Consider the following 22629-nt stretch of genomic DNA (forward strand, 5'->3'; position numbering starts at 1 on the left):
GCCCTCCGCCCCCGGGCCCCGGGGGGGGGGGGGTGGGGGGGCCCCCCCCTTCTTTGCCCACCGCGTTGCACAAAGAGGCGGCGGTCCTCTACAACGGAGGCACCACACCGCGCACGGAGGCCCCGATGAGCCGCTACCCCCACCTGCTGAGCCCGCTCGACCTGGGCTTCACGACGCTCCCCAACCGGGTCCTGATGGGCTCCATGCACGTCGGCCTGGAGGAGGCCGAGAACGGCTTCGAGCGCATGGCCGCCTTCTACGCCGCCCGGGCCCGCGGGGGAGTGGGCCTGATCGTCACCGGCGGCATCGCCCCCAACGACGAGGGCCGCCCCTACCCCGGCGGCGCCAGGCTCACCACCGACGACGAGGCCGGGCAGCACCGCGTCGTCACCGACGCCGTGCACCGCGAGGGCGGCCGCATCGCCCTGCAGATCCTGCACTTCGGCCGCTACGCCTACCACGCCGACCTGGTCGCCCCGAGCGCGCTCCAGGCCCCGATCAGCCCGCACGTGCCCCGCGAGCTGACCGACGCCGAGATCGAGCGCACCATCGACGACTACGTCCGCGCCGCCCGGCTGGCGCGCGGGGCCGGGTACGACGGCGTCGAGATCATGGGCTCCGAGGGCTACCTGATCAACGAGTTCATCGCCGCGCGGACCAACCACCGCACCGACCGCTGGGGCGGCTCGTACGAGAACCGGACACGTTTCCCCGTCGAGATCGTCCGGCGGGTGCGCGAGGCGGTCGGCGAGGACTTCATCGTCGTCTACCGCCTGTCCATGCTCGACCTGGTGCCCGGCGGCTCCACCCTCGACGAGGTGGTCACCCTGGCCAAGGCCGTCGAGGCAGCCGGAGCGACCATCATCAACACCGGCATCGGCTGGCACGAGGCCCGCATCCCCACCATCGCCACCTCCGTGCCGCGCGGTGCCTACGCCTGGGTGACCCGGCGCCTGATGGGCGAGGTGACGGTGCCGCTCGTCACCACCAACCGCATCAACACCCCCGAAGTCGCCGAGCGGTTGCTCGCCGAGGGCACCGCCGACATGGTCTCGATGGCCCGCCCGATGCTCGCCGACCCCGACTTCGTCGCCAAGGCCGCCGCCGGCCGCCCCGAGGCCATCAACACCTGCATCGGCTGCAACCAGGCCTGCCTGGACCACACCTTCAGCGGGCAGATCACCTCCTGCCTGGTCAACCCCCGCGCCTGCCACGAGACCGAGCTGGTCCTCACCCCGACCCGGCGCCGCAAACGCGTCGCGGTCGTCGGCGCCGGACCGGCCGGCCTGGCCTGCGCGGTGAGCGCCGCCGAACGCGGTCACGACGTGACCCTCTACGACGCCGCCGACGAGATCGGCGGCCAGCTCAACGTGGCCCGCAAGGTCCCCGGCAAGCAGGAGTTCGACGAGACGCTGCGCTACTTCCGTACCCAACTGGCCGCGCACGGCGTCGACGTACGCCTCAACACCAGGGTCGTGGCCGGCGACCTCACCGGCCACGACGAGGTCGTCGTCGCCACCGGCGTCACGCCCCGCACCCCGGACATCCCCGGCATCGACCACCCGAGCGTCGTCGGCTACCTCGACGTGCTCCGCGACGGCGCCCCCGTCGGCGACCGCGTCGCCGTCCTCGGCGCCGGGGGCATCGGCTTCGACGTCGCCGAGTACCTCACCGACGGCGGCGACAAGGCGCACGAGGACCCGTCGACGTACTTCCGCCTCTGGGGCGTCGACATGGACTACGGCTCACCCGGGGGCCTCGCCGCGCCCGAACGCCCCGCGCCGCCGCGCGCCGTCCACCTGCTCCAGCGCAAGACCTCCAAGGTCGGCGCCGGGCTCGGGAAGACCACCGGCTGGATCCACCGCACCGAGCTGAGGCAGCGCGGCGTCACGATGGTCCCGGGCGTGCGCTACGACCGGATCGACGACGCCGGACTGCACGTCACCATCGGCGACGAGTCCACGGTCCTGGAGGTCGACACGGTCGTACTCTGCACCGGCCAGGAGCCCAGCCGCGGCCTGTACGACGACCTGGTGGCCGCCGGGCACAGCGCGCACCTGATCGGCGGCGCCGACGTGGCCGCCGAGCTGGACGCCAAGCGCGCCATCAAGCAGGGCACCGAACTGGCGGCGGCGCTGTAGCGCCGTCCGGGCGGCCCGCGGCGGCCCGCGGCGTCCCTAGGATGAGCGCATGTCCCTCCCGCACGCGATCCTCACCGCCCTGGTCGAAAAGCCGTCGTCCGGGCTGGAGCTGACCCGCCGGTTCGACCGGTCGATCGGCTACTTCTGGTCGGCGACGCACCAGCAGATCTATCGCGAGCTGGGAAAGCTGGAGGGCGAGGGCCTGATCCGCGAGCTGCCCGGCCGGCAGCCTGCCCGCGGGCAGAAGAAGTCCTACGAGGTGCTGCCCGCGGGCCGCGCCGAACTGGCCCGCTGGACCGCCGCACCCCAGGACCCCAAGCCCCTGCGGGACACGATGCTGCTGCGCCTGCGGGCCGCCGCGGTGGTCGGCACCGCCGGCGTCGAGGAGGACCTGCGCCGCCATCTGGATCTGCACGAGCGGCAGTTGGCGGAGTACCAGGAGATCGAGGAGCGGGACTTCCCGCCCGGCAGGGACAGCGCGGAGGACCGGCTGCGGCACCTGGTGCTGCGGGCCGGCATCGACCTGGAGACCTTCTGGACGGGGTGGCTCAGGCACGCGCTGGCGGAGTTCGCCGAGCTGCCCGCCGACGGGCCCGGGGCGCAGGACCGGTAGGGCGTGGAAGCGGCAGGGCTCAGAACCTGTAGGGCTTCGAGCGGCGGCGCAGGAACCAGGCCCCGCCGATGACGCCGGCGCCCACCAGCGCGCCGCCCGCCACCAGGGTCACCGTGCCGTAGTCCTGGACCGCCCCGCCCAGACCGCCCAAGACACCGAGTGGCGACGCGGACGGCGAGGGAGTGGCCGAGCGGCTCGGCGACGGGGAGGGCGCCGCGGAGACGATGACCGTCTGGGTGCCCGCGGTGCTGTTGTTCGAGCACATGACGATCACCGTGTAGGTGCCCGGCGAGATGCCCGACCAGGCCGCCGACTGCCCCGAGCTGGTGCCGGACAGCGCCACCTGCCGCCCCTGCGCGAAGTCGCGCTGGCTGCTGGTGAGCAGCGAGGCGGTGCCCCAACTGCCGTTGAGCTGGGCGCAGGCCGTGGTGGTGACCGACACCGTGGTCCCGGTGGTGCTCACCGAGATGCCCGGCCCCGCGAGAGCCGGGCCGGCGGCCGGGGCGACGGGCAGCGCGGCGGCGGCTGCCACGGTCAGGCCGGAGCGGAGAAGTGGCGAAGAGATGCGCATGTGGACTGCCCTCCGGCGGCACGGTCGGCGGTACATCCCTTGCGCCGCCGAGATCGGGAACGCCCGTGCCCCCTCAGTGGCAGCCAACAGCGCGGCGGCCGCACCCGCATGCCGAGCGCGACCGCCCAGGTGACGGTCTGCCGGTCCGAGCCGGGCGGCGCGTCAGCCGCCCGCGCCCAACGTCACCTTCCGTTCCTGCGAGAAGCCGCCCCAGGTGCCGTCGGCCAGCCTGGCCCGGATCCGCACCCGGTGCGTGACACCGGCCTCCCGTCCCGCGTAGAAGCTGTACTCGGCCAGGTCGCGCGGCGCTTCGGCACCGTAGACCAGGGAGGTCGCCGGACGGCCGTCCAGGTGGATCGAAGAGACCAGCATCGAGAAGCAGCGCGCCATCGTCGCGGTGCTGCTGACTCCGGAGGTGCTGGGCGAGGTACGCGTCATGCAGGCACCAGGGAGGAAGCCCACCCCCGTGGCTGAGCGGCTCGGCTGGCACATGGACGTGGACTGAGGGGCCCCTGCACGATTGCGGCGCGGGGGGGGGGGGGGGGGCGGGCGGGGCGGGGGGCGCGCCCGGCGGCGCGCGCGCCCCCCCCCCCCCCGCGGCGCATCAGCGTTCAGCCCAGGAGACAGACGTCGCTGTCCAGCAACGGCGGGACGGACAGATCCACGCACAGGTAGCCGGGGCCAACGCCTTCCCCATGTCCCAGGAGGGGGATCCGCATGGCGGGAAGAGGGCTGGCACCGAAGGTCCCGGAGAAGCGGCAGCGCCGTAACCGAGCGCAGGACCTGGAGGCCATCCCCGAGAACGCCGGCGTTCCGGAGCGGCCGGCGCCTCCGGCGGGGCTGTCGAAGAGCGTGCGGGACCGGTGGGCGGCGTACTGGAGTCGCCGGTGGCACAGCTGGCGGACCCGGTGTCACCCTGTCCGACAGTCTCAACGCCGCCCTCGGGGGAGCCGGCGCGCAGCTCGGAGGCGACCTGTCGTCGGCCGCTTCCGGGGCGCTGGTGGTCGGTGGACCGCAAGCCTCCGGCACTGGCCGGATTGTCAGCCGCACGAGCCTCGCCGGCGTCATCGGAGGCGTAGGCCTCGCAGCCGCCGGGCATTTCGAGTCCAGTGCGGAAGACGTCACCGTGCGGGTCGGGCCGACCCACACAGCAGCGCTCGTGTCGGCGCCACGATCCTCAGCCCCGACGTGGCGGAGACCATCCTGGAGAGGGAGCCCTGACATGCCGGTTGAGCTGTACAGCACCGCGACCGAGTACACGTCCAACGCGCTGACGTTCACGCGGGGCGGGCCGACGCAGGCCACCGCGGTCGGCGTCTGTCGTCGCCCTGATCGGCCCGGCCGTCGGCGCGGACGAGGCGCTCGCGGCCGGCACCTGCCAGCGGTGGATCCTCGTACAGACCGAGGGCGTCGATACCGGCCCGGCGAGTCCATCATCCGCAAGGCCGACACGATCACCGTGCTGTGAGGCACGACCACTTCGCATCCTGATCGGAGGCTGACCATGCCCCAGCCACCCAGCCCGGGCCGCACTGTGATGTACCGGCTCAGCGAGGACGACGCCCGGCACATCGCCCACCAGCGCGTGCAGTCCGGCCTGACCGGCAACTACGTGGAGGCCGGGCAGCAGTACCCGGCCGTAGTCATCCGCGTCCGGTCCGGCAGCCCCGACGACGCGGTCAACCTCCGCGTACTCCTGGATGGACAGGACCCGCCCGTGTGGGCGACCTCCCGTCTCCCGGGTGACCAGCCCGGCACCTGGTCCTGGCCGGAGCGTGTGTGATGGCCAACCCCATGACCGCCGGCAGTTTCCTCCAGGCGCTCCGCGACGAGGGCCTGGTCGTCGTCGAAGTCGACGACTGGCGAAACCACAACCGCAACCACAAGGGCCCCTTCGGACCCGTCAACGGCGTGATGATCCATCACACCGTGACCAAGGGCAGCGCCCGAACGGTGGAGATCTGCCGCAAGGGCTACGAGGGTCTGCCCGGCCCCCTGTGCCACGGCGTCATCACCAAGGACGGCCGCGTGCACCTGGTCGGCTACGGCCGCGCCAACCACGCCGGCCTGGGCGACGACGACGTCCTGCGCGCCGTCATCAACGAGACTCCACTACCGGCGGACAACGAGTCGAACACCGACGGAAACCGGCACTTCTACGGCTTCGAGTGCGAAAACCTGGGCGACGGCGACGACCCCTGGCCGGCGGCGCAGTTGGACGCGATCGAGCGCGCGGCCGCCGCGGTCTGCCGGCACCACGGCTGGAACGAACGCTCGGTGATCGGCCACCTGGAGTGGCAGCCCGGAAAGGTCGACCCGCGCGGCTTCACGATGACGTCGATGCGCGCCCGGGTCGAAGAACGCCTCACCCACCCCGCCGGCTGGAACCCCGGCGATCCCGAGGAGGACGACATGCCGCGAGCGCTCAGTCGGCACAACGCCGACGCCCAGCAGATCACGCCCCGGAAGTGGAAGACCCTCAGCGTCGAAGGCGCCGACCTGCTGACCGGGGCGTCCCACTACCAGGCCACGGCCTTCGTCCAGGTGGCCGTCCTGCCGGGCTCCACGCTCCAGGGTCGCTTCTACCACCTGCGTCCGGACGGCTCCCGTTGGAACGCACCGACCGTCGAACGCGTCGGCACCGACGGCAGCTCGTTCCCGGACTTCTCCAACAGCGGTTCGATCGTCGCCAACGAGCGGCTCCGCTTCGAGTTCATCTACTACCCGGCCGACTCCAGCGACCAAGCCCCCATTGAGGTCGGGGACGTCAAGGTGCGCGGCCTGTACTGGGAGGCGTCATGAGCATCTCGCGCTAGCCGGAAGGCCGCCGTCGCCGGCGCGCCGCGGCCGGCACCGCCGTGCAGGACGGCACGCTGACGACGGGGGAGGGCCTCACCGTAGTCCTGGCCATGCTCGGGGCGCTCGGCATCACGTGGTGGGTCCCGAACCGGAAGCCGGCGGACTCGGCATGACCGCCGCTCCGGACCCGACGACCAACGTGGCAGTAGAGCATCCTCGTGGAGCGACCGAACCGCACCGACGCCGGCGTCCGCCAGCTGCGCGTCGACATGCACAAGGAGATCGAGGATCTCCAGAAGCAGATCGACGAGCTGAACAAGGGGCGCTGGCCCCTCGCGCAGATCGGCGCGCTCACCGCGGTTGCCGCAGTGGTTGCTGCGGTGATCGCCCTGTTCCTGACCTGACCGTTTGTAGACGTCTCACGGCGTCTTCTGATCGATGCCCCCGCCGCCCTCGGGCGGCGGGGACTTTCGCGTGTCCGGGTCTTGTACTTTCCCGCCACGGTGGCGCATTGCGGTCGCCCCACCGCCTCACCGGTGCCCTCCGCAAGGGTCCGGCACCTCCCGGGGGCGGTGGCCTGGTGCCCCGTGTCGCTTCCCAGGTGGGCGTGGCGCCGCTGCCCCCGCCGTGTGCCCCTCAGCGGGGGCTCAATCACGTGCTCGTGCGACATCAGCCGCGGGTGATCTCCTGCACGGCATCGAGGACCAGATGCCATGGATACTCGCTGGGCTTGCCCTGGCCCGGCTGGTTCGGCTGGAAGCCGTCCTCACCGTAGAGGACTCGTACGCCCATCTCTCGCAGCTCGCTGATGCTGCGTTCGAACTGGCGGTGCTGGACGTACGCGGCGTTGACGCAGGGCATGGTCACCGTGGGGATCTGCTTGCCGATGCCTTCGGCGACGACGCCAATCACGAAGTCGTGGGTCAGGCCGAGGGCCCACGCGTTCACCGTGTTGAACGTGGCCGGCGCGACCGCAATGACGTCTGCCTTCGGCCAGACGTCCGGCGTGCCTGGCATCTTGTACTCGCTGCGGACCGGGTGGCCGGTGAGCCGCGCCAGCTCGGTGAGCTGTGGCGCGAGCCAGTGCGCGGCGGTCGGCGTGAGCCCGAGGCAGATGTCGAAGCCGCGGTTCTGCGCGTCTGTGACGACGTCGGCGATGTCGAACACGGGCGGGGCAGCGGAGCCGAACAGGTACAGGACGGGTGTGGTCATGCGGCCTATCGGATCACACACAACCGCCCCCGCTCACGGATGAGTCGGGGGCGCAAGTGGTGCACCAGCCCGACAGGCGGGGGTACTGTTCCCAGTGGCTGCTTAGAGCGGAGACCAGTATGCACTCACTGGACGACAACCACACGGGCGCCCGCATCAAGGAACAGCGCAGACTGGCCAGGCTGACGCAACGCCAGCTCGCCGATCTGCTTCCGTACTCCTACAGCCTGCTCAATCAGGTGGAATGCGCGGCCCGCCCCGCGACGGCCGACTTCGTTGCGGCCGTAGCCCACGCCCTGACCATCGACGTGACGGTCCTGACGGGCCAGCCGTACGTGTCCGAATTGCAGCGTGACAGGCTCGCCGAACTGGTGCGCCCCATCCGCGAAGCCCTGGACCTTTACGACCTCGGGCCGAACCCGGACTTGACCGTGAGGCCGAATGACGAGCTCATTGCCGGCGCGGACCGGATGTGCGCGGACGTGCGCGCGACGCGCCTGCGGAGCGCCGCCCGGAAGCTGCCGGGCCTCATCGCGGAACTGACGCACGCCGCCTGGTCGTCGCCGTCCACCGAGCTGTGGCAGGCCCTGGCGTCGACGTACCGCACCGCACACGACATCAGCATCAAGCTCGGGTACTACGACCTCTCATCCGTGGCGCTGGACCGCATGGACTGGGCGGCGCAGCGCGCCTCCGATCCGTGCCTGGCCGCGGTCCGCCAGTACATGCGCGCGTTGACCTACTTCCGTGAGGGCGAGTACCGGATCGGCAAGCGCCTGGTCGCCACCGGGCACAGCATCGTCGGCCGGGCGGAAGAGACGCGCGAGACCTTGGCGGTCACCGGTCAGCTGCACTTGGGCGCGTCGGTGCTCTCCGCGCGGGCAGCGGACCAGGCGGCCGTGGACCTGCACATCGGGGAGGCCCGCCGGATCGCCAAGCGCATCGGTGACGCCAGCGATGTGCACTGGCTCAGTTTCGGGCCGGCCAACGTGGCGCTGCACAAGATGTCTGCCGCAGTCGAGATGCGCCGGTACGACGACGCGCTCAACCAGGCGCGGAAGATCAAGCTGCCGACGCAGCTGGCGACGTCCCGCCGGGCGCACTTCCTGATCGACCAGGCCCGCAGCGAAGTGGAGACCGGGCACACCGACGGCGCACTGAAATCGCTGGTCGAAGCGCGGCGGCTGGCGCCCGAGCAGACCCGATACCACCCTGCAGCGCGGGAGACGATCACGGGCCTCGTGCATCTGTCCCGCCGGACGCCCGACACTCTCACCCACATGGCCGCCTGGGTCGGCCTGTAGGACGCTCACAGGCACTCACAGATCTGTGAGCGTTCCGCCCTTCCCGGAGGGTCACGCTGTACTCACACCAAGTCAACGACGGTGTGAGGACGGCGCGATGGCCCACCGCTGGAACGTTCCGAACAGCAGACCTTCGCAGCCGCGCCCCAGCAGTCGTCACTTGGTGCGCCCCGGCAGCCGCGCAAACGACTCCGGGGCCGGCCAACGCTGCGAAGGAGCGTCGACATGACGAACGCTACAGCCCCGCGAAAGCCCGGCGTCAAGATGACCCTGCACGTCTACCGGGTGAACCAGGCCGGCGCGGTCACCGAGGACCGCGGCACGGTGAACGTCGGGGGCAGGAAGAAGCTGCCGCCGAAGAACGACGCCTACCCGCCCTGCAAGTGCCCGCGCCACCGTGCCGAACGGGCGGCGACCCGGTGAGCGCCATCGAGAAGAGCAAGGCGACCGTTCCCGTCGACCTGGAGGCCATGCGCAAGACCGTGCGCGCCGTCCTCCTTCCCGACGGTGGGAGCCCCGCAGAGCTGGAGGCGGAGGACGCGGCAACGGCGGCGATCAAGGACCTGCGCGGCCACTTGGAACGGCTGATCCCGGTCGTGGAGGACGCGGCGGGGGAGCCGGACAGCATCGCGCGGTACTGCACGCTCGCCTGCGTCGGCGAGGCCCGCCGCAAGCTCCAGGCGGAGCCGCTGCCGCGCCCCGGTGGGCCGCTCGCCTACGCCCGGCGCCTGGCCCGCGTCCTCACCGCGCTCTGTGACCACCACGAGAGCATGAGCGGCGAGCCCCGGTGACTCCCCATCTGCGCGTCTGCCGACAGTGCGACGAGCCGATCACGGACCCGGATGACGCAGTCCTGGTCGCGCAGGAGGCCGGCAACTCCGGGCCCGGCTGGAACGTGTGGGCGCACCGCGCTCACGCCGACCGGTTGGAGATGCACCCGGTGGCCGTCCGCGTCTTGGCCCGCATTCTGCTCGTGCGGGTCTTCCCCCAGGGCGGCTGACCGCCCCGCCTGCCCCGGCGTACGGGGCCCCGGGCGACCGCCGGGTCAGGGTCGCACCCGATGAGCGCCCGTCCCGTCAGCGGAACGCAAGCCGCTGGCGGGGCGGGTCCCACAGCCCCGCCCCGGCCCAACCCTGGACAGGTCGAGCCCCGGGGCGGTTCCACTGGACGACGAGAGAGGAAGATCCGTTGTTTGCTCACTCTGACCGGCTCCCCACCGGGACGCCGCTGCCCTCCGGCGCAGTCACCCCGACCCCGTGGGGGGTGCGCCGCATGGCGCCCTACCCGTCCCCTGCCCCCGGCTACGCCCGGGCCGTCCTGGATCCGACGACCCAGACCACCCGGTACTTCGGCGCCAGCGGCCAGCTGATGGAGATGGGCGGGCACGGCACCAGCACCGGTACCCAGCCGACCACGGGCACCAGCCCTGATGGCAACGGCTCTACGCAGGACAGCGACACCGGGAACGACACCGACCAGTGACCGGTGCCGGCCCGGTGCTGGTCGTCACCAACCTGGACGACCCCACGGCCGACATGGTGATCAGCGAGCTGCACGACCGGGCTGTCCCGGTCGTGCGGCTCGACTCGGGGGACTTCCCCCACGCCCTGTCTGTCGCGGCCACGATCACGTCGAACGGTGTGGAGGGCACACTGTCCACGCCGTCCCGGACCGCCGACCTCTCCACGGTCCGGTCCCTGTACTACCGCCGGCCCTCCGGCTTCGCGTTCCCGCACCTGGAGGAGCAGGACGCCCGGTTCGCTGTCGCGCAGGCCCGCTACGGACTCGGTGGCGTACTGGCTTCGCTGCCGGGCTGCCGATACGTCAACCACCCCCACGGCATCGGCAACGCGGAATTCAAACCGTCCGGTCTCGCCGCCGCCGCGAGCGCGGGCTTCCTTCTGCCACCGACGACCATCACCAGCGACCCGGACACGGCTCGGGCCTTCATCAAGCGGCACGGCCCCGTCATCTACAAGCCACTGTCGGCGCCGCTGTACCGCATCGACGGCGTCTCATCCACCGTGGAGGTCGCTGAGGTCGCGGTCGACGACATCGACGAGGCCGTTGGCGGCACGGCCCACCTGTTCCAGCAGCGTGTCGACAAGGTCGCGGACGTACGGGTGACCGTCATCGGTGACCAGGTCTTCGCGGTCCGCATCGACTCGGACCTGCTGGACTGGCGCACCGACTACAGCCGCCTCTCCTACTCGGTGGTTCCCCTGCCGCATGGCATCACCGGATCTCTGTACGCATACCTGTCCCACTTCGGTCTCGTCTTCGGCGCTTTCGACTTCGCCGTCGACCACCAGGCCCGATGGTGGTTCCTGGAGTGCAATCCCTCCGGCCAGTGGTACTGGCTGGAGCACGAGACCGGCCTGCCAATGCTCACGGCCATGGCCGACCTCCTGGAAAGGAAGAGCCGCTGATGACCGTCATGGACTCCGCCGCTCTGCGTCAGGCCCTGGCCGCACAGCTCGCCGAGGACGGTGCCCTGCGCACCGAGCCGTGGCGCGCGGCCGTCGAAGCCGTGCCCCGGCACGAGTTCCTGCGCGGTGGCTTCTTCCGGCGCTTCGGTGACGCCTGGCGGCCGGTGCCGGCCGGCCGGGAAGGCTGGCTGGAACACTGCTACGCGGATGAGTCGCTGGTCACCCAGATCGCAGGCAGCATCGTTCCGGCCGACATCCGCGGTGAGATCCTGCGAGAGCCCACCTCCTCCAGCACCCTGCCGAGCCTGGTCGTGCGCATGCTGGATGACCTCCGGGTGGAGGACGGCGACCGGGTCCTGGAGATCGGCACCGGGACTGGCTACTCCACCGGCCTGCTCTGCCACCGGCTCGGGGACGACTGGGTGACGTCCGTGGAGGTGGACGCCGGGGTGTCCGGGCGTGCCAGTGTCGGCCTGGGCGCCTGCGGCTACTTCCCGGAGCTGGTCGTCGCTGATGGCCTGGCCGGACACAAGGACGGCGCCCCGTACGACCGGGTCATCGCGACGTGCGGCGTGCGGGAGTTGCCGCACCCCTGGATCGAGCAGACCAAGCCGGGCGGCACCATCCTCGCCACCCTCTGCGGCTGGATGCACGCCTCGGAGCTGGCGAGGCTGACCGTCGGTCACGATGGCACCGCCCGGGGCCGCCTGCTCGGAGGGCGGGTCTCCTTCATGCTGGCCCGGCCCCAGCTCCCCCCGCCGCTCGGGATGCTGCCCGACTTCGACTCCGGCGATGAGCGGCCGGCCCGGCTCGGGGCTGATCTCCTGGACGACTGGGACGCGCGGTTTGTTGCCCAGCTCGCGGCGCCGCGCGTGCAGCGTCTCAGTCTCACGCTGGCGGACACGGCTCAGCACGTCCTCGTCGACGTGGAGGACGGCGCCTGGGCGGCGCTCTCCCGAGGCGGCGAGCGGTGGACCGTCCGGCAGGGCGGGCCCGTGCAACTGTGGGACGCGGTGGAGGATCACCTGCTGCGCTGGCAGGCCGATGGATCCCCGGCCCTGGACCGTTTCGAGGTCACGATCACTCCCGAGGAGCAGAGGGTGACCTGGCCCCAGGTCTGACGGCCCCTTGTACGGCCCCGTCTGTCCGCTCCCCCCCGTTCGATCCGCTGGAGGTTGCGTCGGCCAAGCCTGGTGGCCTCGCAGAAGGACTCCTGGGTGTAGTGCGCGGCGGTGCGCAGGTCCGCGATGCGTGCGCCCAGCGCCCGGCGCCCTTCGATGATCCGGTCCGGGTGACCACTAGGCAATCGACAAGAGTGGAGGGTGCATGTACAGATGTCAGCGCCAGCCCTGGTGCTTTTCGTGATGGTTCGTCATATGTGCGGCTGCGGGCTCTCAAGTGCCCGCCCCGCTGGAGATCCGCAAGCCTCCGTCGGGGCGGGCTTCTGACGGCCTCTGAACTCGCCCGGTCTGAGCCGGACGTACGTCAGCCGCCCGCGCCCACCGTCACCTTCCGTTCCTCCGAGAAGCCGCCCCAGGTGCCGTCGGCCAGCCTGGCCCGGATCCGCACCCGGTGCGTGACACCGGCCTTCCGGCCCGCGTAGAAGCTGTACTCGGCCAGGTCGCGCGGCGCTTCGGCGCCGTAGACCAGGGAGGTCGCCGGACGGCCGTCCAGGTGGATCTGGTACTCGGTGACCGGGCCGTCCGTCCGCGGTGGGACCCAGGAACTGACTTAGTCGTAGAGTATGACTCCTAAGACAGGGGGAGGGGATCGTGACGACGCTGACACCGGTCCAGCAGCGCGCAGCGCTGACGGCCGCGCGGGTAGGGCGCGAGTACCTGCGCGTGTCCAAGGGGAAGGGACGCAGCACACGCAGCATCAGCGACCAGCACACCGACAACCTGGAAGCAGAGCAGGAGCACGGGCCCTGGACGTGGGGCGAGCCGTACCAGGACACCGGGTCCGCCTCGAAGTTCGCGCGCAAGGTACGCGACGACTTCGAGAAGATGGTCGACGATCTCCGCTCCGGCGAGTTCGGCCAGGGCGGAGACGTCCTGGTGCTGTGGGAGATCGCCCGCCTCGCCCGCGAGACCGGCCGCGGTGTGGAGATCGTCGACTTGTGCGAGGTCCGCGGCTACTACATCCACATCACCAGCCACGAGCGAACCTACAACCCGCAGAACTACAACGACCGGCACGAGCTGATCGCGGGTATTGCCGACGCTGAACGCGAAGTGCGCCGCCTGTCCAAGCGGACCCTGCGCGGGCTGAACTCAGCTGCCCGTGAGGGCCGCCCCCAAGGACAGATCGCGTTCGGCTACAAGCGTGACTACGAGGTCGTCGACCGCCGGCCCCGCCCGGTGGCCCAGTATCCGGATGACACGGAGGGGCCATTGATGGCGGAGCTGTTCGTCCGCGTGGCGGGGGTGGAGGACAACCAGTGGGGCATGGTCGACGGCGAGAGCGTCCCGCCGCTGTACACGAACCAGTCGCGCGACGACGGCGGACTGATGCCCGAGGCGATGTACGCGATCTCGAAGGAGTGGGAGGTGCGTGGCATCGTCAGTCGGGAGCAGCGGATCGACGGCGAAGTGGTGCCCGGTATCCGGTTCAGCTCGCAGACAATGCGGTCGATGCTGGTGCGTCCGGTGTACGCAGGTCTGCGCAAGCACAACGGCAAGATCGTTCCTGTGAAGTGGTCCGGCTTCACGCCGATCGTCTCCGAGGCGCTGTTCAACCGTGTCCAGAAGATCCTGGGGGATCCGTCCCGCCGCACGTACATGGGTGAGGGTGTCCGGCACGCGCTGTCGATGACGTTGCGCTGCGGTGTGTGCCGCGGTCCGATGAAGGTGATGCCCGGCTGGAAGAAGCGCCCTAAGACGGGTTATCAGGGCAGATCGTGCGGCCACGTGTGGATCGAGAAGGAAGCAGTGGACCGGGTCATCATCGGCGACCTGGACCGTTTCGACCCGGACACCGGCAGACGCCTGCCGCCCGTTCTGGGTGTGATCCTCAAGTACCTGTCCGACCCTGTGCGGCACGCCGCGCTGCGACGACGCCCCGACAACAGCGGGCAGGAGCGGATCGTCCAGGCGGAGTTGGACCGGCTGAACGCGGAGCTGGAGCTGTTGGAGAAGGCTCCGACACCGAAGACCGCCCGGGCGCGGATCCAGCGCACCAAGGACATGGAGGAACTGGAGGCAGACATCGCGGTCCAGGACGCCAAGCTGTCCAAGCTGACGACACCCGCGCCGCTCGCCGCACTGCTGCCCGACGAGCCGATCAAGGATGTCGTCGCCTGGTGGAAAGAGACCAGCATCGAGAAGCAGCGCGCCATCGTCGCGGTGCTGCTGACCCCGGAGGTGTTGGGTGAGGTACGCGTCATGCGGGCCCCCGGCAGGAAGCCCACCCCGGTGGCTGAGCGGCTCGCCTGGCACCTGGATGTGGACGACTGACGGGCCCCGGACACGAATGCTCCGCTGCCGGCCAGGTGGCCCTGTCGGCAGCGGAGCGTCGGGTTCAGCCCAGCAGGCAGGCGTCCGCATCGAGCAGCGGGACCAGCGACAGATCCAGGCACAGCCCCGAGTCGGCCGACTCCTCTGCTACGGGAGGCGGCTCCGTCGGCGGGTCCACGGGCGGCCGCGGCTGCTCAGGCGACGGGCCCGGACTGCCTGTGGGCGGCGACTCGCCGGACGTGCCGCCGGTGTTGCCGGGTACACCGTCAGACGCGGCCGGTGAGGCAGCGGTCGCCGACGGCTCGTCACCGGCCTGGACGATCGGAACGTCGGTGGACTCGGGGCTGGCCCTGGGCGACGGAGAGCCCCGAGTCGGGGATGGCGATGGGCTGCCGCTGGAATCCTGTGCGGCCGTCGACGGCGAGGCGCCACGAGTGGGTGGCGCAGGTGTCGGTGGTGGCTGCGTGCCCGGCGGCGCCGGCGTGGGGGGAGCACTGGCTGACGGGGCGGCAGATGGCGGCTCGTAGTCGGTGCTGTCCGTCCACGGCTGCACCGTGATGACGGTGACGGTTGCCGCGGCGACGGCGGCTCCGGTGACCGTGCCGACGAGCTGGATGCGATGGGTGGCAGCGATCTCGCGGGCGACCCCGCTGAAGGTCGCCATGGCAGCGGCCACCCCACCGAGGAAGAGACCCAAGTGGCGCTTACGCCGGATCGGGTGCCGGCCGGCTGGGTCGGGCGCAGGATCGTTTCCGTGGGCGACGGCGGCCTGTGGGGGCGGGCTGCTGTCGTTGTTGTCGTGAGTGTCGCCGTCGTCGGCGAGCATCTCTCTCAGTATGTTCACGTGGGCTCGCTGGGCGCGTGTTTCCCTGTCGATCCCTGTGATCTGTCGCCTCATCTCGGTGAGCTGGCCGCGCAGTGCGATCAGTTCACCGAGGAGACGCCGCAAGAACAGACCCCCAGTGATGATGATTGCGCCGAGCGCACCCGCGACGATGAGCCATGTCATGGCACGTCACGTCCCCTGTTGCTTGTGCGCGCGGAGTGTTGCCTTGTTGCAAGTTGTACGAGGAATCGATCGTGCGTCCGATGTGGGTTGTCGTAACGCATATTCACGTGGAACGTGACTGTTTCGTGACTAAGCGTTGGCCAGGGGGTTTATCCCGCGTTACGGGGTCGGTTGGATTGTCCGGTATTGCGGTTGCGTCGCCGCTGGACGGCCTCGTAGTCGACAGCCAGCTCGCGCAGTAGCTCGGCCCGGTCCTCGGGGTCGACGTCTTCCAACGCGGCGTCAATCATGCGGCGTACGTGGGGTGGTGCTGCGCGCAGGGCTTCCGGCATGGCCGGTTGCTGCTGCGTCTCTTGGCGCTCGATCTCTCGCAGGATCTCAGCGGCCTCCTGGTTGTGCTCTGCCAGCCGGTCGGCGCTCACCCCGACGGTGTGTGCCATCTGCGCCAGCGTGGAGGGTTTGCCGGGCACTGCGATGCGCTTGTCGCCGGCGCCGCGGTAGCCGGCTTCGATGTTCCGCCAGCTCGAACCAGAGAACTTGTACGGCATGCGGCTGGCCGCGACTTCCGGGCTGATGCCCTGCGCCTCGCGAGCCAGCTTGATCAGGGCCCCGTGGCCCGGCGGGCTGTGCTCCTGGTTCACCTTCTTCATCCTTCCCCCTCGTGGTTGCTCGTACTTTCTCGAACTTTATTGAAGGCGAGCAGGTCACGCGAGGGCGTGCACGAGTCCTTCACATCAGGTAGAAGTAAATCGGACAGAGTACTTGTCCCGCGTCGTACAAAGTTCTACAGTCGGACACATGAACGAAGACCCCAAAGAGTTCCGCCGTCGGCGGATCGAGGCCGGTCTGAGCATCACCGACCTCGCGAGACAGGCCGGGGTCAGCCTCAGCCAGCTCTCCGACGTGGAGAACCGGCGCGCGGGATTCTCTCCGAAGAACCTCAAGGCCATCGCCGACGTCCTCGACTGCAAGGTCACTGACCTCCTGCTCCCCGAGGCCGGCAGCGAGCTTGCCCCCGCCAACTCCGGTCGGAGCGCGACCTGATGCGCGCCCGGATCGAAGCCGTCTGCCGGTGGGTGTGCAGCTGCGGGCACCGCAACCCCGTGTGGCGCGCCCAGTGCCGCGTCTGCAAGGCCGACCGCGAATTCAGGGCGGGGACGTCATGAGCGAGGTCGTACTACGGATCCAGCCTGGCGAGTCGGAAGACGACTTCACCAGCCGCATCGCCAGCGCTGCCCCGTCGGGGCTCACCGCGCAGCTCGCTGCTCGACTGCGCACCTTGCTCGCCATCGAGGACCGGCCGGCCGAAGCCCCCGCCGCGCGCCAGAGCCGCGCAGCCGCCTGACAGAAGTGAGGGCCCGCCGTGCACCCGGCGAGCCCTCGGCCCAACCACCAGTTGGAAGGAACGAGGTGGGCCCGATGCAACCCAGCATCGCATACGCCGACCGGCTCCTGGCCCTGCCGCCGGTCAACCCGCCCCTCGACATCGCCGTCACCCACGCCCGCGACATCCTCGGCCAGGCCCTCGCCGTCGACATGGAACTGGCCGACTCCTTCACCGTCGCCCGCGAGTTCGGCGGCGTCTGCGAGTCCCTGCGCCAGGTCCTCGCCGCGCTCGACGCGGAGGCCGGCCGCCATGCCTGAGCCGATATCCCCCGACTACCTGCGCGAGACCCAGGCCATCGTCGCGGCCGTACCCAACGGCCCGTGGGAGCAGCACACCAACGACTACGGCCTGCCGGACGCCGTCGGCCCCATCTCCTACCTGGAGTGCTTCGACGGTGAGCAGCAGCAGCCGGTCATCCAGTTCGTGCAGTACGCCCGCGAGGCGCTGCCCCGCTACGTCGGCGAGGTCTCCCGCCAGCGCAACGAGATCAAGCTGCTGAAGGCGGCCATCGCACAGCTGCAAGGGGCGGACGGCGGTGCCCGTCATGGCCGATGACCACCTCGCGTTCCCGTGGGCCCGCAGCCTCGACGCCGAACAGCTCGCCGCCTTCATCGAAGACCTGTGGGGCGCCGCCTCCGGCGACAACGACCTGGCCACCCTGGACGCCATCGAGCGCGTCATCCGCGAACGCGCGCCGGGCGGGAAGACGTCCCCGCCGTGCCCCCTCACGCCCCGACAGCTCGCCGTCCTCACCGAACTCGCCAGCGGCGAGACCCAGGGCAGCGCAGCCAGGAACCTCGGCACCAGCCTGCACACGGTCAAGGCGATCGCCGTGGACCTCTGCGCGCGCCTCCGGGCACGCAACATCACCCACGCCTGCGTCATCGCGGCCGACTACGGCTGGATCACAGAGCATCGGATCCCCCGGCCCGCACGCAACGTGAAGCGCCGCGCGCTCGCGAACGCGGGCCGCCACGCGGACCGCGCCGCCGTACTGCGCACGAGGCCCGGAGTCGAACTCGTCGTCGGTGACTACGGCTCCCGGGGCACCGCGTACCGGGCCGCGCGCCTGATCCCCCGTGGCGAGCTCAACGCGTACGAGCCCGCCGGGTCCTTCAAGGCCCGCGCCTACCTCACCAAGGGCAGCCGCTGGGTCGTCGCGGCCCGCTACGTCGGCACCCCCACCACCACTGAGAGGGCAGCATCATGAGCGCCCGCACGCTCGACATCAGGGGCACCGTCGTCCCTGACCGCTGGGACTGGGGGCAGATCCGCGATCGACTCGCGGTGCTCGCCACCGACTACCCCGTGGGTACTCGCGTCACCCACCGCGGCGGCCGTGAGGGCACCATCGCCCTGGACCAGCCAAACCACGTCCCCGGTGTGTTCAACGGAGAGCCGACCGCCGTCTGTCTGACGGGCGACTGGCACGACGAGCCCATGGTCTTCGCCCACTGGGACAACGAGGCCGAACTCGTCTGGGGCGTGTGGGTGCCCGCGTCCAGCCTCCGTGGCGCACGCGCGCTGGTCACCAACCGGCCGGGCATCAAGGCCAAGGCCCGGAAGGGCGGCCGGCGATGAGGTACGCGGTCATCGCCCCCGACGGCGAACTCACCCACCATGACGGCCACCCGGACTGGACGTCGGTCATCGGCCCGGAGGGCAAGGCGCGCGTCTTCCTGCCCGGCGTGGCCGTGGCCGGCTGGGTCAACGACATCGGCCTCCTGGACCAGAAGCGGTACCCGCGCAACGAGGTCGGCTCCTGCGTCCTCGCCTGCTTCCGGGCCAGGGTGCAGCCGTACGCCGGACCGGTCGTGCTCACCGGCTGGCACCCCACGACCGGGATCGGGCCGCTGCCGGAGCCGGAGTTCCTCGACACCGTCCACGGCGACGTCCTCAAGGCGCTCAACGGCCAGACCCCGCGCGACCTCACCCCCTCCTGGGCGGAGACGATGCGCGAGGTCGCGGACCACGCCCGTAACGCCCCCGTGCCCGGCTTCACCGCAAGGTCGGTGAAGCTGCGATGACCACCCGTCCGGCGTTCACGTCATCCGCCGCCGCTCTTGGCGAGACAGCCGCCGCGGAAGCCAAGGCGGGGGAGGGGCACGTCCGTTCTGCTCCGGTGATCCCCCCTGCGCCGGACGGGTCCCCGACCGCTCGCCCGGAGTCAACGTCACCCGCAGCAGGCACGCGCGTGGCCGCTGCGGGATCGAAGGTGGGAGAGGCGCGCCTCCGAGGCGCCCCCATGACCCTGCCTGCTCCGGGCGAGCCCCCAACCACCCGCCGCGCGTCAACGCCAGCCCTCGGACCCCGAGTGTCCGTTGCGGCAGCCAAGGCAGGTGAGGGGCCCGCTTGTGCCCCCAAGACCCTGCCTGCGCGCGGCGGGTCCCTCGTTCCCTTCGACGAGAGACAGGTGATCGTGGTGAGCACTGTCATCCGCGACTTCTCCGGACCCCCAGCGCACCTGATGGTGGGCTACTGCAAGCCGTGCGGGCGAGCGTCCTTCCTGAGCCGTAGGGACGCCAAGCGTGCGGCCAAGGGCATGTTCCCGGGCCAGCACCACCGGCCGATCCGGTGCGGTGACCGCTGGCACTTCCGACGCATGTGGGGCGGTTCGTGATGCCCCTCACCGATGCCGAACTCGATCAGCTCATGACGGACATCGGGCTGAAGCGTCCCCGCGGAGGCAGTGAACGCAAGCCCATCGCGCACGGTACGTACCGCGGGTCGCGCCAGCACCGGTACCGCAAGGAGCCGCTGTGCCAGCCGTGCCGGGACGCGGAGAACGCGTACCAACGTGAGCACGCAGCCCGGCAGCCGAGGAAGAGCGCGCCGAAGCCGAAGCAGTACCTCACCGAAGAGGAGTGGCAGGCCCGCGTCGCGGCTCGCCGGAACGGCGGTGAGTCCCGATGACCACGCCCGCGCTCACCCTCACCGTGTACGGCACCCCCGGCCCGCAGGGATCGAAGACCCGGAACCGGGCCGGCGCGCTGTACGAGTCGTCGGCTGCCGTGAAGCCGTGGCGTGAAGCCGTGAAGACGGCCGCGCTCGACGCACTCCACCACGACGACGCATGGATGGCCCTGGCCTGCCCGGTGCTGCTGGACGTCACGTTCAGCCTGCGCCGCCCCAAGCACCACTACGGCTCCGGCCGCAACGCCGGACAGCTGAAGCCGTCCGCCCCGTACTTCCCGACCGGCAAGCCCGACCTCGACAAGCTCGTGCGCTCCACCCAGGACGCGCTGAAGGACGCCGGCGTGCTCGCCGACGACAGCTGCGTCACCGACGTGCGCACCGGCAAGCGGTACGTGCTCACGGGCGAAGACACCCTCCGCACACCCGGCGCCGTCATCCGTGTCTGGCGCCTGAACGATCCCAGCAAGGAGCCCACCCCGTGACCCAGCTCAAGTTCGACGCCAAGGTCAGCGCGTCGGCGCAGGAGGCCCTGGAGCCGCACATCCGGCCCGTGTACGACGTGCCCGCCGCCGGCCGCCTGTTCATCGGCGAGTTCCGTGCGATCGAGCGCACCGAACCCGCGCCGGGCACGGAGAAGGAAGCGTCCGTCAAGGTCCGCATCATCTCCCTGGAGATCCCCAACGAGAGCCAGGAGAGCTACGTCCGCGAAGCGCTCCGGTTCCTCCACCTCCAGCGGACCGCCCGCGGAACCCTCGACGACGACGGCCAGCTGGAGCTCGACGAGTCCACGCTGCGCCTGACGGGCGGACAGCTCTCCTACCTGGAGACGGCGCGCCTGCGCGCCGGCCTGAACCACTGGCAGACGTACGCCCGACGCGTGCTGCACACGCCGAACCTCACGGTCACCGAGGCGATGCACGAGCTGAAGACCGTCGCCGACGGCCTGTCCGCTGCCCTCGATGGCGCGAGCGGCGACGGAGGCGAGTGACGTGCCCCTCTTCCTCGCAGGCCTGCTGCTGGGCGGCGCGTCCGGCGGCGTGACGTACGGCATGACCACGGACGGCCAACTCGCCGCCATCACGGGCGTCGCGGTCATGGTCCTCACCTGGCTCGGTTTCGCCTGCCTGATCTTCATCGACGACTGACCCCGCCTCACCCCGACCAGACTTGAAGGGAGGTGACCCCCTTGCCTCAGCGAGTCCGCGTACCCCTGCGCGTCATCGTTGGCGCCTACGCCGACGCCACCGTGTCCGTGTACGTGAAGATCGCCGCGCTGGACCGGCGCGACACCGGCTGTGAGGCAGGGGTCACCTACCTGTCCGGGCTGCTCGGGCTGGCGCGCTCCACTGTCGAGCGGGCCCTGACCCAGCTGATGCGGCCGGACCCGAACGACGACATCGTGGAGCTGACCAGCCAGCGGCGCACCCACCAGGGCGGCACCGGGCAGACGGCCGTGCGCCGCATCCGCGCCACCAACCACCGCCGCGAGCACGGGGCATGGGTGCCGTCGCGCGCCGCCGAATCACTGGCCCCGCGCCAGCTGCGCGCCTACGCCGCTCTGGCGTACGCCACCGCGACAGACGCCCCGGTGACCCTGTCGGAGCTGGCGCGCGTCCTCCGCCACCGCTCCGGGAAGAAGGCCGGCCAGCCCCTCGACACCCGGTCGGTGCGGCGCATCCTCCGGGAGCTGGAGCGGCTCGGCTGGATCAGCGTGGAGCGGCGCGCCGGATACCGCGGCCGCCACCTCTACACCGTCCACGACGAGCCCACGATGCCGGTGCTCACTGCGGACACTGACGAGGGATCGGGTGGGGATCTTGAAGACGGGTCCCTCGCGTCTAAGGAACACCACCCGACTGACTCACCCGACGAACCACCGGCCGGTGGTCCCATCCGCCGGAGGCGCACCACCGGTAGTAGCGCGCCCGAGGACCTCGTTCCGCTTCCCGACGCGTTCCGCCACGCCCCGGCGGCCCCGCAGCTGACCTTCGCTCCGCGGATCTGGGAGCAGATCCAGTACGTCATCGAGCCCGTCACCGCGCTGACCGCAGGCCTGTCGCCGTGGTTGACCGGGACCCTGGCCCGCGAGATCGTCCGGCAGCTCGAAGAGGGCCAGGACCCGGACCGGCTCCGCGCCCGGCTTCAGTTCCGGTTCGCATCCACCGACACGATCCGGGACCCGGGCCGCTGGCTCCTAGGCCCCGCCCTGGCCCGCCGCGGCTGCGGCCTGGTCGCCTGCGAGTCCGGCCAGATCTGGCACACCGGCGCCCGCTGCGACGTGTGCGCCGACCTGGCCGCCGACGGGCAGCGCCCGCCGCGCCCGCCCGGGCCGCGCCGCCCCGGCTACCCGCGCCCGCCCGGCCGCTGGCACGAGTGCGAGGCATGCCGCGCCCCGTCCCGCGAGCCGCTGGCCGACGGCGTGTGCCGCACCTGCCGCCCGCCCGACCTGGCCGTCCTGGAACGGAGGTGGGCGACGTGACCGACGTACCGCAGCCCGCCACCGTGCAGCTGCTGGCCCTCGCCGCCGCTGCCCGCCCCGACTGGCCCCCCGGCCTCCTCGGGGACGTCGTTGCCCAGCTGCGCTGCCGCGACGACTTCAGCTTCGGCCGCCTGGTCGTCTCCGTCGCCCAGCTGATCGCCGACCCCGAAGCCGAACCCCCCGACCTGCTCGCCGCCGTAGCCGACCCCTGGCGGCACCGCCGGCGCCCGCCCGCACCCGAGACCGCACAACGAGGCGCTGCCGCAGCCCGCGCAGCCCTCCACAACCACCCACCCACCATCTGAAGGGACCGA

At 71.1% G+C, this 22629-nt stretch carries 31 protein-coding genes and 3 pseudogenes; 27 read left to right on the plus strand and 7 right to left on the minus strand.

Going from position 1 to position 22629, the window contains the following annotated elements; genetic code table 11:
* Positions 1–125 precede the first annotated feature (125 nt).
* Both ACFWR9_RS11090 and ACFWR9_RS11095 read left to right on the plus strand, forming a co-directional pair.
* Positions 126–2141 carry an FAD-dependent oxidoreductase gene (locus ACFWR9_RS11090; protein WP_383838928.1) on the plus strand — a complete coding sequence of 672 codons (2016 nt, stop codon included), beginning with the start codon at positions 126–128 and terminating at the stop codon, positions 2139–2141.
* 49 nt (positions 2142–2190) lie between these two features.
* Positions 2191–2754 (plus strand): PadR family transcriptional regulator, encoded by a 564-nt coding sequence (locus ACFWR9_RS11095; RefSeq protein ID WP_383838931.1) that lies wholly within the window; start codon positions 2191–2193, stop codon positions 2752–2754.
* 19 nt (positions 2755–2773) lie between these two features.
* Here ACFWR9_RS11095 and ACFWR9_RS11100 read toward each other — a convergent pair whose 3' ends face one another.
* The 3 genes and pseudogenes from ACFWR9_RS11100 to ACFWR9_RS11110 form a co-directional block, all read right to left on the minus strand.
* Entirely contained in the window at positions 2774–3325 is a 552-nt protein-coding gene (locus ACFWR9_RS11100) for a hypothetical protein (RefSeq protein ID WP_383838934.1), read from the minus strand.
* Between the two features lie 162 nt (positions 3326–3487).
* Positions 3488–3682 (minus strand): annotated as a pseudogene (locus ACFWR9_RS11105) (hydrolase); the annotation flags it as partial.
* Positions 3609–3815, minus strand: a pseudogene (locus ACFWR9_RS11110) (hypothetical protein); the annotation flags it as partial. The pseudogenes ACFWR9_RS11110 and ACFWR9_RS11105, both read right to left, overlap by 74 nt.
* 1014 nt (positions 3816–4829) lie before the next feature.
* Here ACFWR9_RS11110 and ACFWR9_RS11115 point away from each other — a divergent pair.
* From ACFWR9_RS11115 to ACFWR9_RS11125, 3 genes are all read left to right on the plus strand, one after another.
* Positions 4830–5108, plus strand: coding sequence for a hypothetical protein (locus tag ACFWR9_RS11115; RefSeq protein WP_383838937.1), 279 nt, complete (start codon positions 4830–4832; stop codon positions 5106–5108).
* Complete coding sequence (locus ACFWR9_RS11120) at positions 5108–6127, plus strand: N-acetylmuramoyl-L-alanine amidase (RefSeq protein ID WP_383838940.1); 1020 nt, start codon at positions 5108–5110, stop codon at positions 6125–6127. Before ACFWR9_RS11115 ends, ACFWR9_RS11120 begins: the two co-directional genes overlap by 1 nt.
* 215 nt (positions 6128–6342) lie before the next feature.
* Positions 6343–6528: a hypothetical protein gene (locus tag ACFWR9_RS11125; protein ID WP_383838943.1), complete on the plus strand. Its 186-nt coding sequence runs from the start codon at positions 6343–6345 to the stop codon at positions 6526–6528.
* 265 nt (positions 6529–6793) lie between these two features.
* Here the strand turns inward: ACFWR9_RS11125 and ACFWR9_RS11130 are convergent, their stop codons facing one another.
* A complete protein-coding gene (locus ACFWR9_RS11130; RefSeq protein WP_383838946.1) occupies positions 6794–7336 on the minus strand; it encodes a flavoprotein in 543 nt (180 codons plus the stop codon).
* Positions 7337–7455: 119 nt separating this feature from the next.
* Here ACFWR9_RS11130 and ACFWR9_RS11135 point away from each other — a divergent pair, with 119 nt between their 5' ends.
* The 7 genes from ACFWR9_RS11135 to tgmC all read left to right on the plus strand — a co-directional run bounded on the left by ACFWR9_RS11135 (position 7456) and on the right by tgmC (position 12190).
* A complete protein-coding gene (locus ACFWR9_RS11135; RefSeq protein WP_383838949.1) occupies positions 7456–8640 on the plus strand; it encodes a helix-turn-helix domain-containing protein in 1185 nt (394 codons plus the stop codon).
* Positions 8641–8865: 225 nt separating this feature from the next.
* On the plus strand, positions 8866–9063 hold the full coding sequence (locus ACFWR9_RS11140; protein WP_383838952.1) for a hypothetical protein: 198 nt from the start codon (positions 8866–8868) through the stop codon (positions 9061–9063).
* Complete coding sequence (locus tag ACFWR9_RS11145; protein ID WP_383838955.1) at positions 9060–9431, plus strand: DUF6415 family natural product biosynthesis protein; 372 nt, start codon at positions 9060–9062, stop codon at positions 9429–9431. The genes ACFWR9_RS11140 and ACFWR9_RS11145 overlap by 4 nt, the downstream gene beginning before the upstream one ends.
* The gene (locus ACFWR9_RS11150) at positions 9428–9640 is read left to right on the plus strand and encodes a hypothetical protein (RefSeq protein ID WP_383838958.1); all 213 of its coding nucleotides are present in this window, start codon (positions 9428–9430) and stop codon (positions 9638–9640) included. The genes ACFWR9_RS11145 and ACFWR9_RS11150 overlap by 4 nt, the downstream gene beginning before the upstream one ends.
* A 188-nt stretch (positions 9641–9828) precedes the next feature.
* A complete protein-coding gene (tgmA, locus tag ACFWR9_RS11155; protein ID WP_383838961.1) occupies positions 9829–10122 on the plus strand; it encodes a putative ATP-grasp-modified RiPP in 294 nt (97 codons plus the stop codon).
* Positions 10119–11069: an ATP-grasp ribosomal peptide maturase gene (gene tgmB, locus ACFWR9_RS11160; protein WP_383838964.1), complete on the plus strand. Its 951-nt coding sequence runs from the start codon at positions 10119–10121 to the stop codon at positions 11067–11069. Before tgmA ends, tgmB begins: the two co-directional genes overlap by 4 nt.
* The gene (gene tgmC / locus ACFWR9_RS11165; protein ID WP_383838967.1) at positions 11069–12190 is read left to right on the plus strand and encodes an ATP-grasp peptide maturase system methyltransferase; all 1122 of its coding nucleotides are present in this window, start codon (positions 11069–11071) and stop codon (positions 12188–12190) included. Before tgmB ends, tgmC begins: the two co-directional genes overlap by 1 nt.
* A gap of 364 nt (positions 12191–12554) precedes the next feature.
* Here tgmC and ACFWR9_RS11170 read toward each other — a convergent pair.
* A pseudogene (locus ACFWR9_RS11170) lies at positions 12555–12794 on the minus strand (hydrolase); the annotation flags it as partial.
* Positions 12795–12841: 47 nt separating this feature from the next.
* Between ACFWR9_RS11170 and ACFWR9_RS11175 the strand changes: the two are divergent.
* Positions 12842–14524, plus strand: a complete 1683-nt coding sequence (locus ACFWR9_RS11175) for a recombinase family protein (RefSeq protein ID WP_383838970.1) — start codon at positions 12842–12844, stop codon at positions 14522–14524.
* Positions 14525–14588: 64 nt separating this feature from the next.
* Here the strand turns inward: ACFWR9_RS11175 and ACFWR9_RS11180 are convergent, their stop codons facing one another.
* Positions 14589–15368, minus strand: a complete 780-nt coding sequence (locus ACFWR9_RS11180; protein WP_383838973.1) for a hypothetical protein — start codon at positions 15366–15368, stop codon at positions 14589–14591.
* Positions 15369–15682: 314 nt separating this feature from the next.
* Entirely contained in the window at positions 15683–16183 is a 501-nt protein-coding gene (locus tag ACFWR9_RS11185; protein ID WP_383838976.1) for a hypothetical protein, read from the minus strand.
* 148 nt (positions 16184–16331) lie between these two features.
* Here ACFWR9_RS11185 and ACFWR9_RS11190 point away from each other — a divergent pair, with 148 nt between their 5' ends.
* From ACFWR9_RS11190 to ACFWR9_RS11255, 14 genes are all read left to right on the plus strand, one after another.
* The gene (locus ACFWR9_RS11190; protein ID WP_383838979.1) at positions 16332–16577 is read left to right on the plus strand and encodes a helix-turn-helix domain-containing protein; all 246 of its coding nucleotides are present in this window, start codon (positions 16332–16334) and stop codon (positions 16575–16577) included.
* 118 nt (positions 16578–16695) lie between these two features.
* Positions 16696–16878 carry a hypothetical protein gene (locus tag ACFWR9_RS11195; protein ID WP_383838981.1) on the plus strand — a complete coding sequence of 61 codons (183 nt, stop codon included), beginning with the start codon at positions 16696–16698 and terminating at the stop codon, positions 16876–16878.
* Positions 16879–16952: 74 nt separating this feature from the next.
* On the plus strand, positions 16953–17177 hold the full coding sequence (locus tag ACFWR9_RS11200) for a hypothetical protein (RefSeq protein ID WP_383838984.1): 225 nt from the start codon (positions 16953–16955) through the stop codon (positions 17175–17177).
* Complete coding sequence (locus tag ACFWR9_RS11205) at positions 17170–17475, plus strand: hypothetical protein (RefSeq protein WP_383838987.1); 306 nt, start codon at positions 17170–17172, stop codon at positions 17473–17475. The genes ACFWR9_RS11200 and ACFWR9_RS11205 overlap by 8 nt, the downstream gene beginning before the upstream one ends.
* Positions 17465–18130 carry a LuxR C-terminal-related transcriptional regulator gene (locus tag ACFWR9_RS11210; protein ID WP_383838990.1) on the plus strand — a complete coding sequence of 222 codons (666 nt, stop codon included), beginning with the start codon at positions 17465–17467 and terminating at the stop codon, positions 18128–18130. Before ACFWR9_RS11205 ends, ACFWR9_RS11210 begins: the two co-directional genes overlap by 11 nt.
* Positions 18127–18501, plus strand: a complete 375-nt coding sequence (locus tag ACFWR9_RS11215; RefSeq protein ID WP_383838993.1) for a hypothetical protein — start codon at positions 18127–18129, stop codon at positions 18499–18501. Before ACFWR9_RS11210 ends, ACFWR9_RS11215 begins: the two co-directional genes overlap by 4 nt.
* A complete protein-coding gene (locus ACFWR9_RS11220; protein ID WP_383838996.1) occupies positions 18498–18947 on the plus strand; it encodes a hypothetical protein in 450 nt (149 codons plus the stop codon). Before ACFWR9_RS11215 ends, ACFWR9_RS11220 begins: the two co-directional genes overlap by 4 nt.
* 395 nt (positions 18948–19342) lie before the next feature.
* On the plus strand, positions 19343–19540 hold the full coding sequence (locus ACFWR9_RS11225) for a hypothetical protein (RefSeq protein WP_383838999.1): 198 nt from the start codon (positions 19343–19345) through the stop codon (positions 19538–19540).
* The gene (locus ACFWR9_RS11230) at positions 19540–19833 is read left to right on the plus strand and encodes a hypothetical protein (protein ID WP_383839002.1); all 294 of its coding nucleotides are present in this window, start codon (positions 19540–19542) and stop codon (positions 19831–19833) included. The genes ACFWR9_RS11225 and ACFWR9_RS11230 overlap by 1 nt, the downstream gene beginning before the upstream one ends.
* On the plus strand, positions 19830–20318 hold the full coding sequence (locus tag ACFWR9_RS11235; protein ID WP_383839004.1) for a RusA family crossover junction endodeoxyribonuclease: 489 nt from the start codon (positions 19830–19832) through the stop codon (positions 20316–20318). The genes ACFWR9_RS11230 and ACFWR9_RS11235 overlap by 4 nt, the downstream gene beginning before the upstream one ends.
* Positions 20315–20824 (plus strand): hypothetical protein, encoded by a 510-nt coding sequence (locus ACFWR9_RS11240; RefSeq protein ID WP_383839007.1) that lies wholly within the window; start codon positions 20315–20317, stop codon positions 20822–20824. The genes ACFWR9_RS11235 and ACFWR9_RS11240 overlap by 4 nt, the downstream gene beginning before the upstream one ends.
* A gap of 1 nt (position 20825) precedes the next feature.
* Positions 20826–20981: a hypothetical protein gene (locus ACFWR9_RS11245; protein ID WP_383839010.1), complete on the plus strand. Its 156-nt coding sequence runs from the start codon at positions 20826–20828 to the stop codon at positions 20979–20981.
* Positions 20982–21022: 41 nt separating this feature from the next.
* Complete coding sequence (locus ACFWR9_RS11250; protein WP_383839013.1) at positions 21023–22315, plus strand: hypothetical protein; 1293 nt, start codon at positions 21023–21025, stop codon at positions 22313–22315.
* Positions 22312–22620, plus strand: a complete 309-nt coding sequence (locus tag ACFWR9_RS11255; protein WP_383839016.1) for a hypothetical protein — start codon at positions 22312–22314, stop codon at positions 22618–22620. Before ACFWR9_RS11250 ends, ACFWR9_RS11255 begins: the two co-directional genes overlap by 4 nt.
* The last annotated feature ends 9 nt before the right edge of the window (positions 22621–22629 follow it).

Origin of the sequence: Streptomyces sp. NPDC058534 (genome assembly GCF_042717365.1) — a bacterium.
Taxonomy (GTDB): domain Bacteria; phylum Actinomycetota; class Actinomycetes; order Streptomycetales; family Streptomycetaceae; genus Streptomyces.

What these genes read in the sequence shown, in the direction of transcription:
- ACFWR9_RS11200 (WP_383838984.1), top strand. Translation starts at nt 16,953, where the DNA reads ATGCAACCCAGCATCGCATACGCCGACCGGCTCCTGGCCCTGCCGCCG.
- ACFWR9_RS11210 (WP_383838990.1), top strand. Translation starts at nt 17,465, where the DNA reads ATGGCCGATGACCACCTCGCGTTCCCGTGGGCCCGCAGCCTCGACGCC.
- ACFWR9_RS11185 (WP_383838976.1), bottom strand. Translation starts at nt 16,183, where the DNA reads ATGAAGAAGGTGAACCAGGAGCACAGCCCGCCGGGCCACGGGGCCCTG.
- ACFWR9_RS11195 (WP_383838981.1), top strand. Translation starts at nt 16,696, where the DNA reads ATGAGCGAGGTCGTACTACGGATCCAGCCTGGCGAGTCGGAAGACGAC.
- ACFWR9_RS11190 (WP_383838979.1), top strand. Translation starts at nt 16,332, where the DNA reads ATGAACGAAGACCCCAAAGAGTTCCGCCGTCGGCGGATCGAGGCCGGT.
- ACFWR9_RS11100 (WP_383838934.1), bottom strand. Translation starts at nt 3,325, where the DNA reads ATGCGCATCTCTTCGCCACTTCTCCGCTCCGGCCTGACCGTGGCAGCC.
- ACFWR9_RS11235 (WP_383839004.1), top strand. Translation starts at nt 19,830, where the DNA reads ATGACCACGCCCGCGCTCACCCTCACCGTGTACGGCACCCCCGGCCCG.
- ACFWR9_RS11090 (WP_383838928.1), top strand. Translation starts at nt 126, where the DNA reads ATGAGCCGCTACCCCCACCTGCTGAGCCCGCTCGACCTGGGCTTCACG.
- ACFWR9_RS11095 (WP_383838931.1), top strand. Translation starts at nt 2,191, where the DNA reads ATGTCCCTCCCGCACGCGATCCTCACCGCCCTGGTCGAAAAGCCGTCG.
- ACFWR9_RS11215 (WP_383838993.1), top strand. Translation starts at nt 18,127, where the DNA reads ATGAGCGCCCGCACGCTCGACATCAGGGGCACCGTCGTCCCTGACCGC.
- ACFWR9_RS11140 (WP_383838952.1), top strand. Translation starts at nt 8,866, where the DNA reads ATGACGAACGCTACAGCCCCGCGAAAGCCCGGCGTCAAGATGACCCTG.
- ACFWR9_RS11205 (WP_383838987.1), top strand. Translation starts at nt 17,170, where the DNA reads ATGCCTGAGCCGATATCCCCCGACTACCTGCGCGAGACCCAGGCCATC.
- ACFWR9_RS11115 (WP_383838937.1), top strand. Translation starts at nt 4,830, where the DNA reads ATGCCCCAGCCACCCAGCCCGGGCCGCACTGTGATGTACCGGCTCAGC.
- ACFWR9_RS11135 (WP_383838949.1), top strand. Translation starts at nt 7,456, where the DNA reads ATGCACTCACTGGACGACAACCACACGGGCGCCCGCATCAAGGAACAG.
- ACFWR9_RS11130 (WP_383838946.1), bottom strand. Translation starts at nt 7,336, where the DNA reads ATGACCACACCCGTCCTGTACCTGTTCGGCTCCGCTGCCCCGCCCGTG.
- ACFWR9_RS11220 (WP_383838996.1), top strand. Translation starts at nt 18,498, where the DNA reads ATGAGGTACGCGGTCATCGCCCCCGACGGCGAACTCACCCACCATGAC.
- tgmC (WP_383838967.1), top strand. Translation starts at nt 11,069, where the DNA reads ATGACCGTCATGGACTCCGCCGCTCTGCGTCAGGCCCTGGCCGCACAG.
- ACFWR9_RS11120 (WP_383838940.1), top strand. Translation starts at nt 5,108, where the DNA reads ATGGCCAACCCCATGACCGCCGGCAGTTTCCTCCAGGCGCTCCGCGAC.
- ACFWR9_RS11230 (WP_383839002.1), top strand. Translation starts at nt 19,540, where the DNA reads ATGCCCCTCACCGATGCCGAACTCGATCAGCTCATGACGGACATCGGG.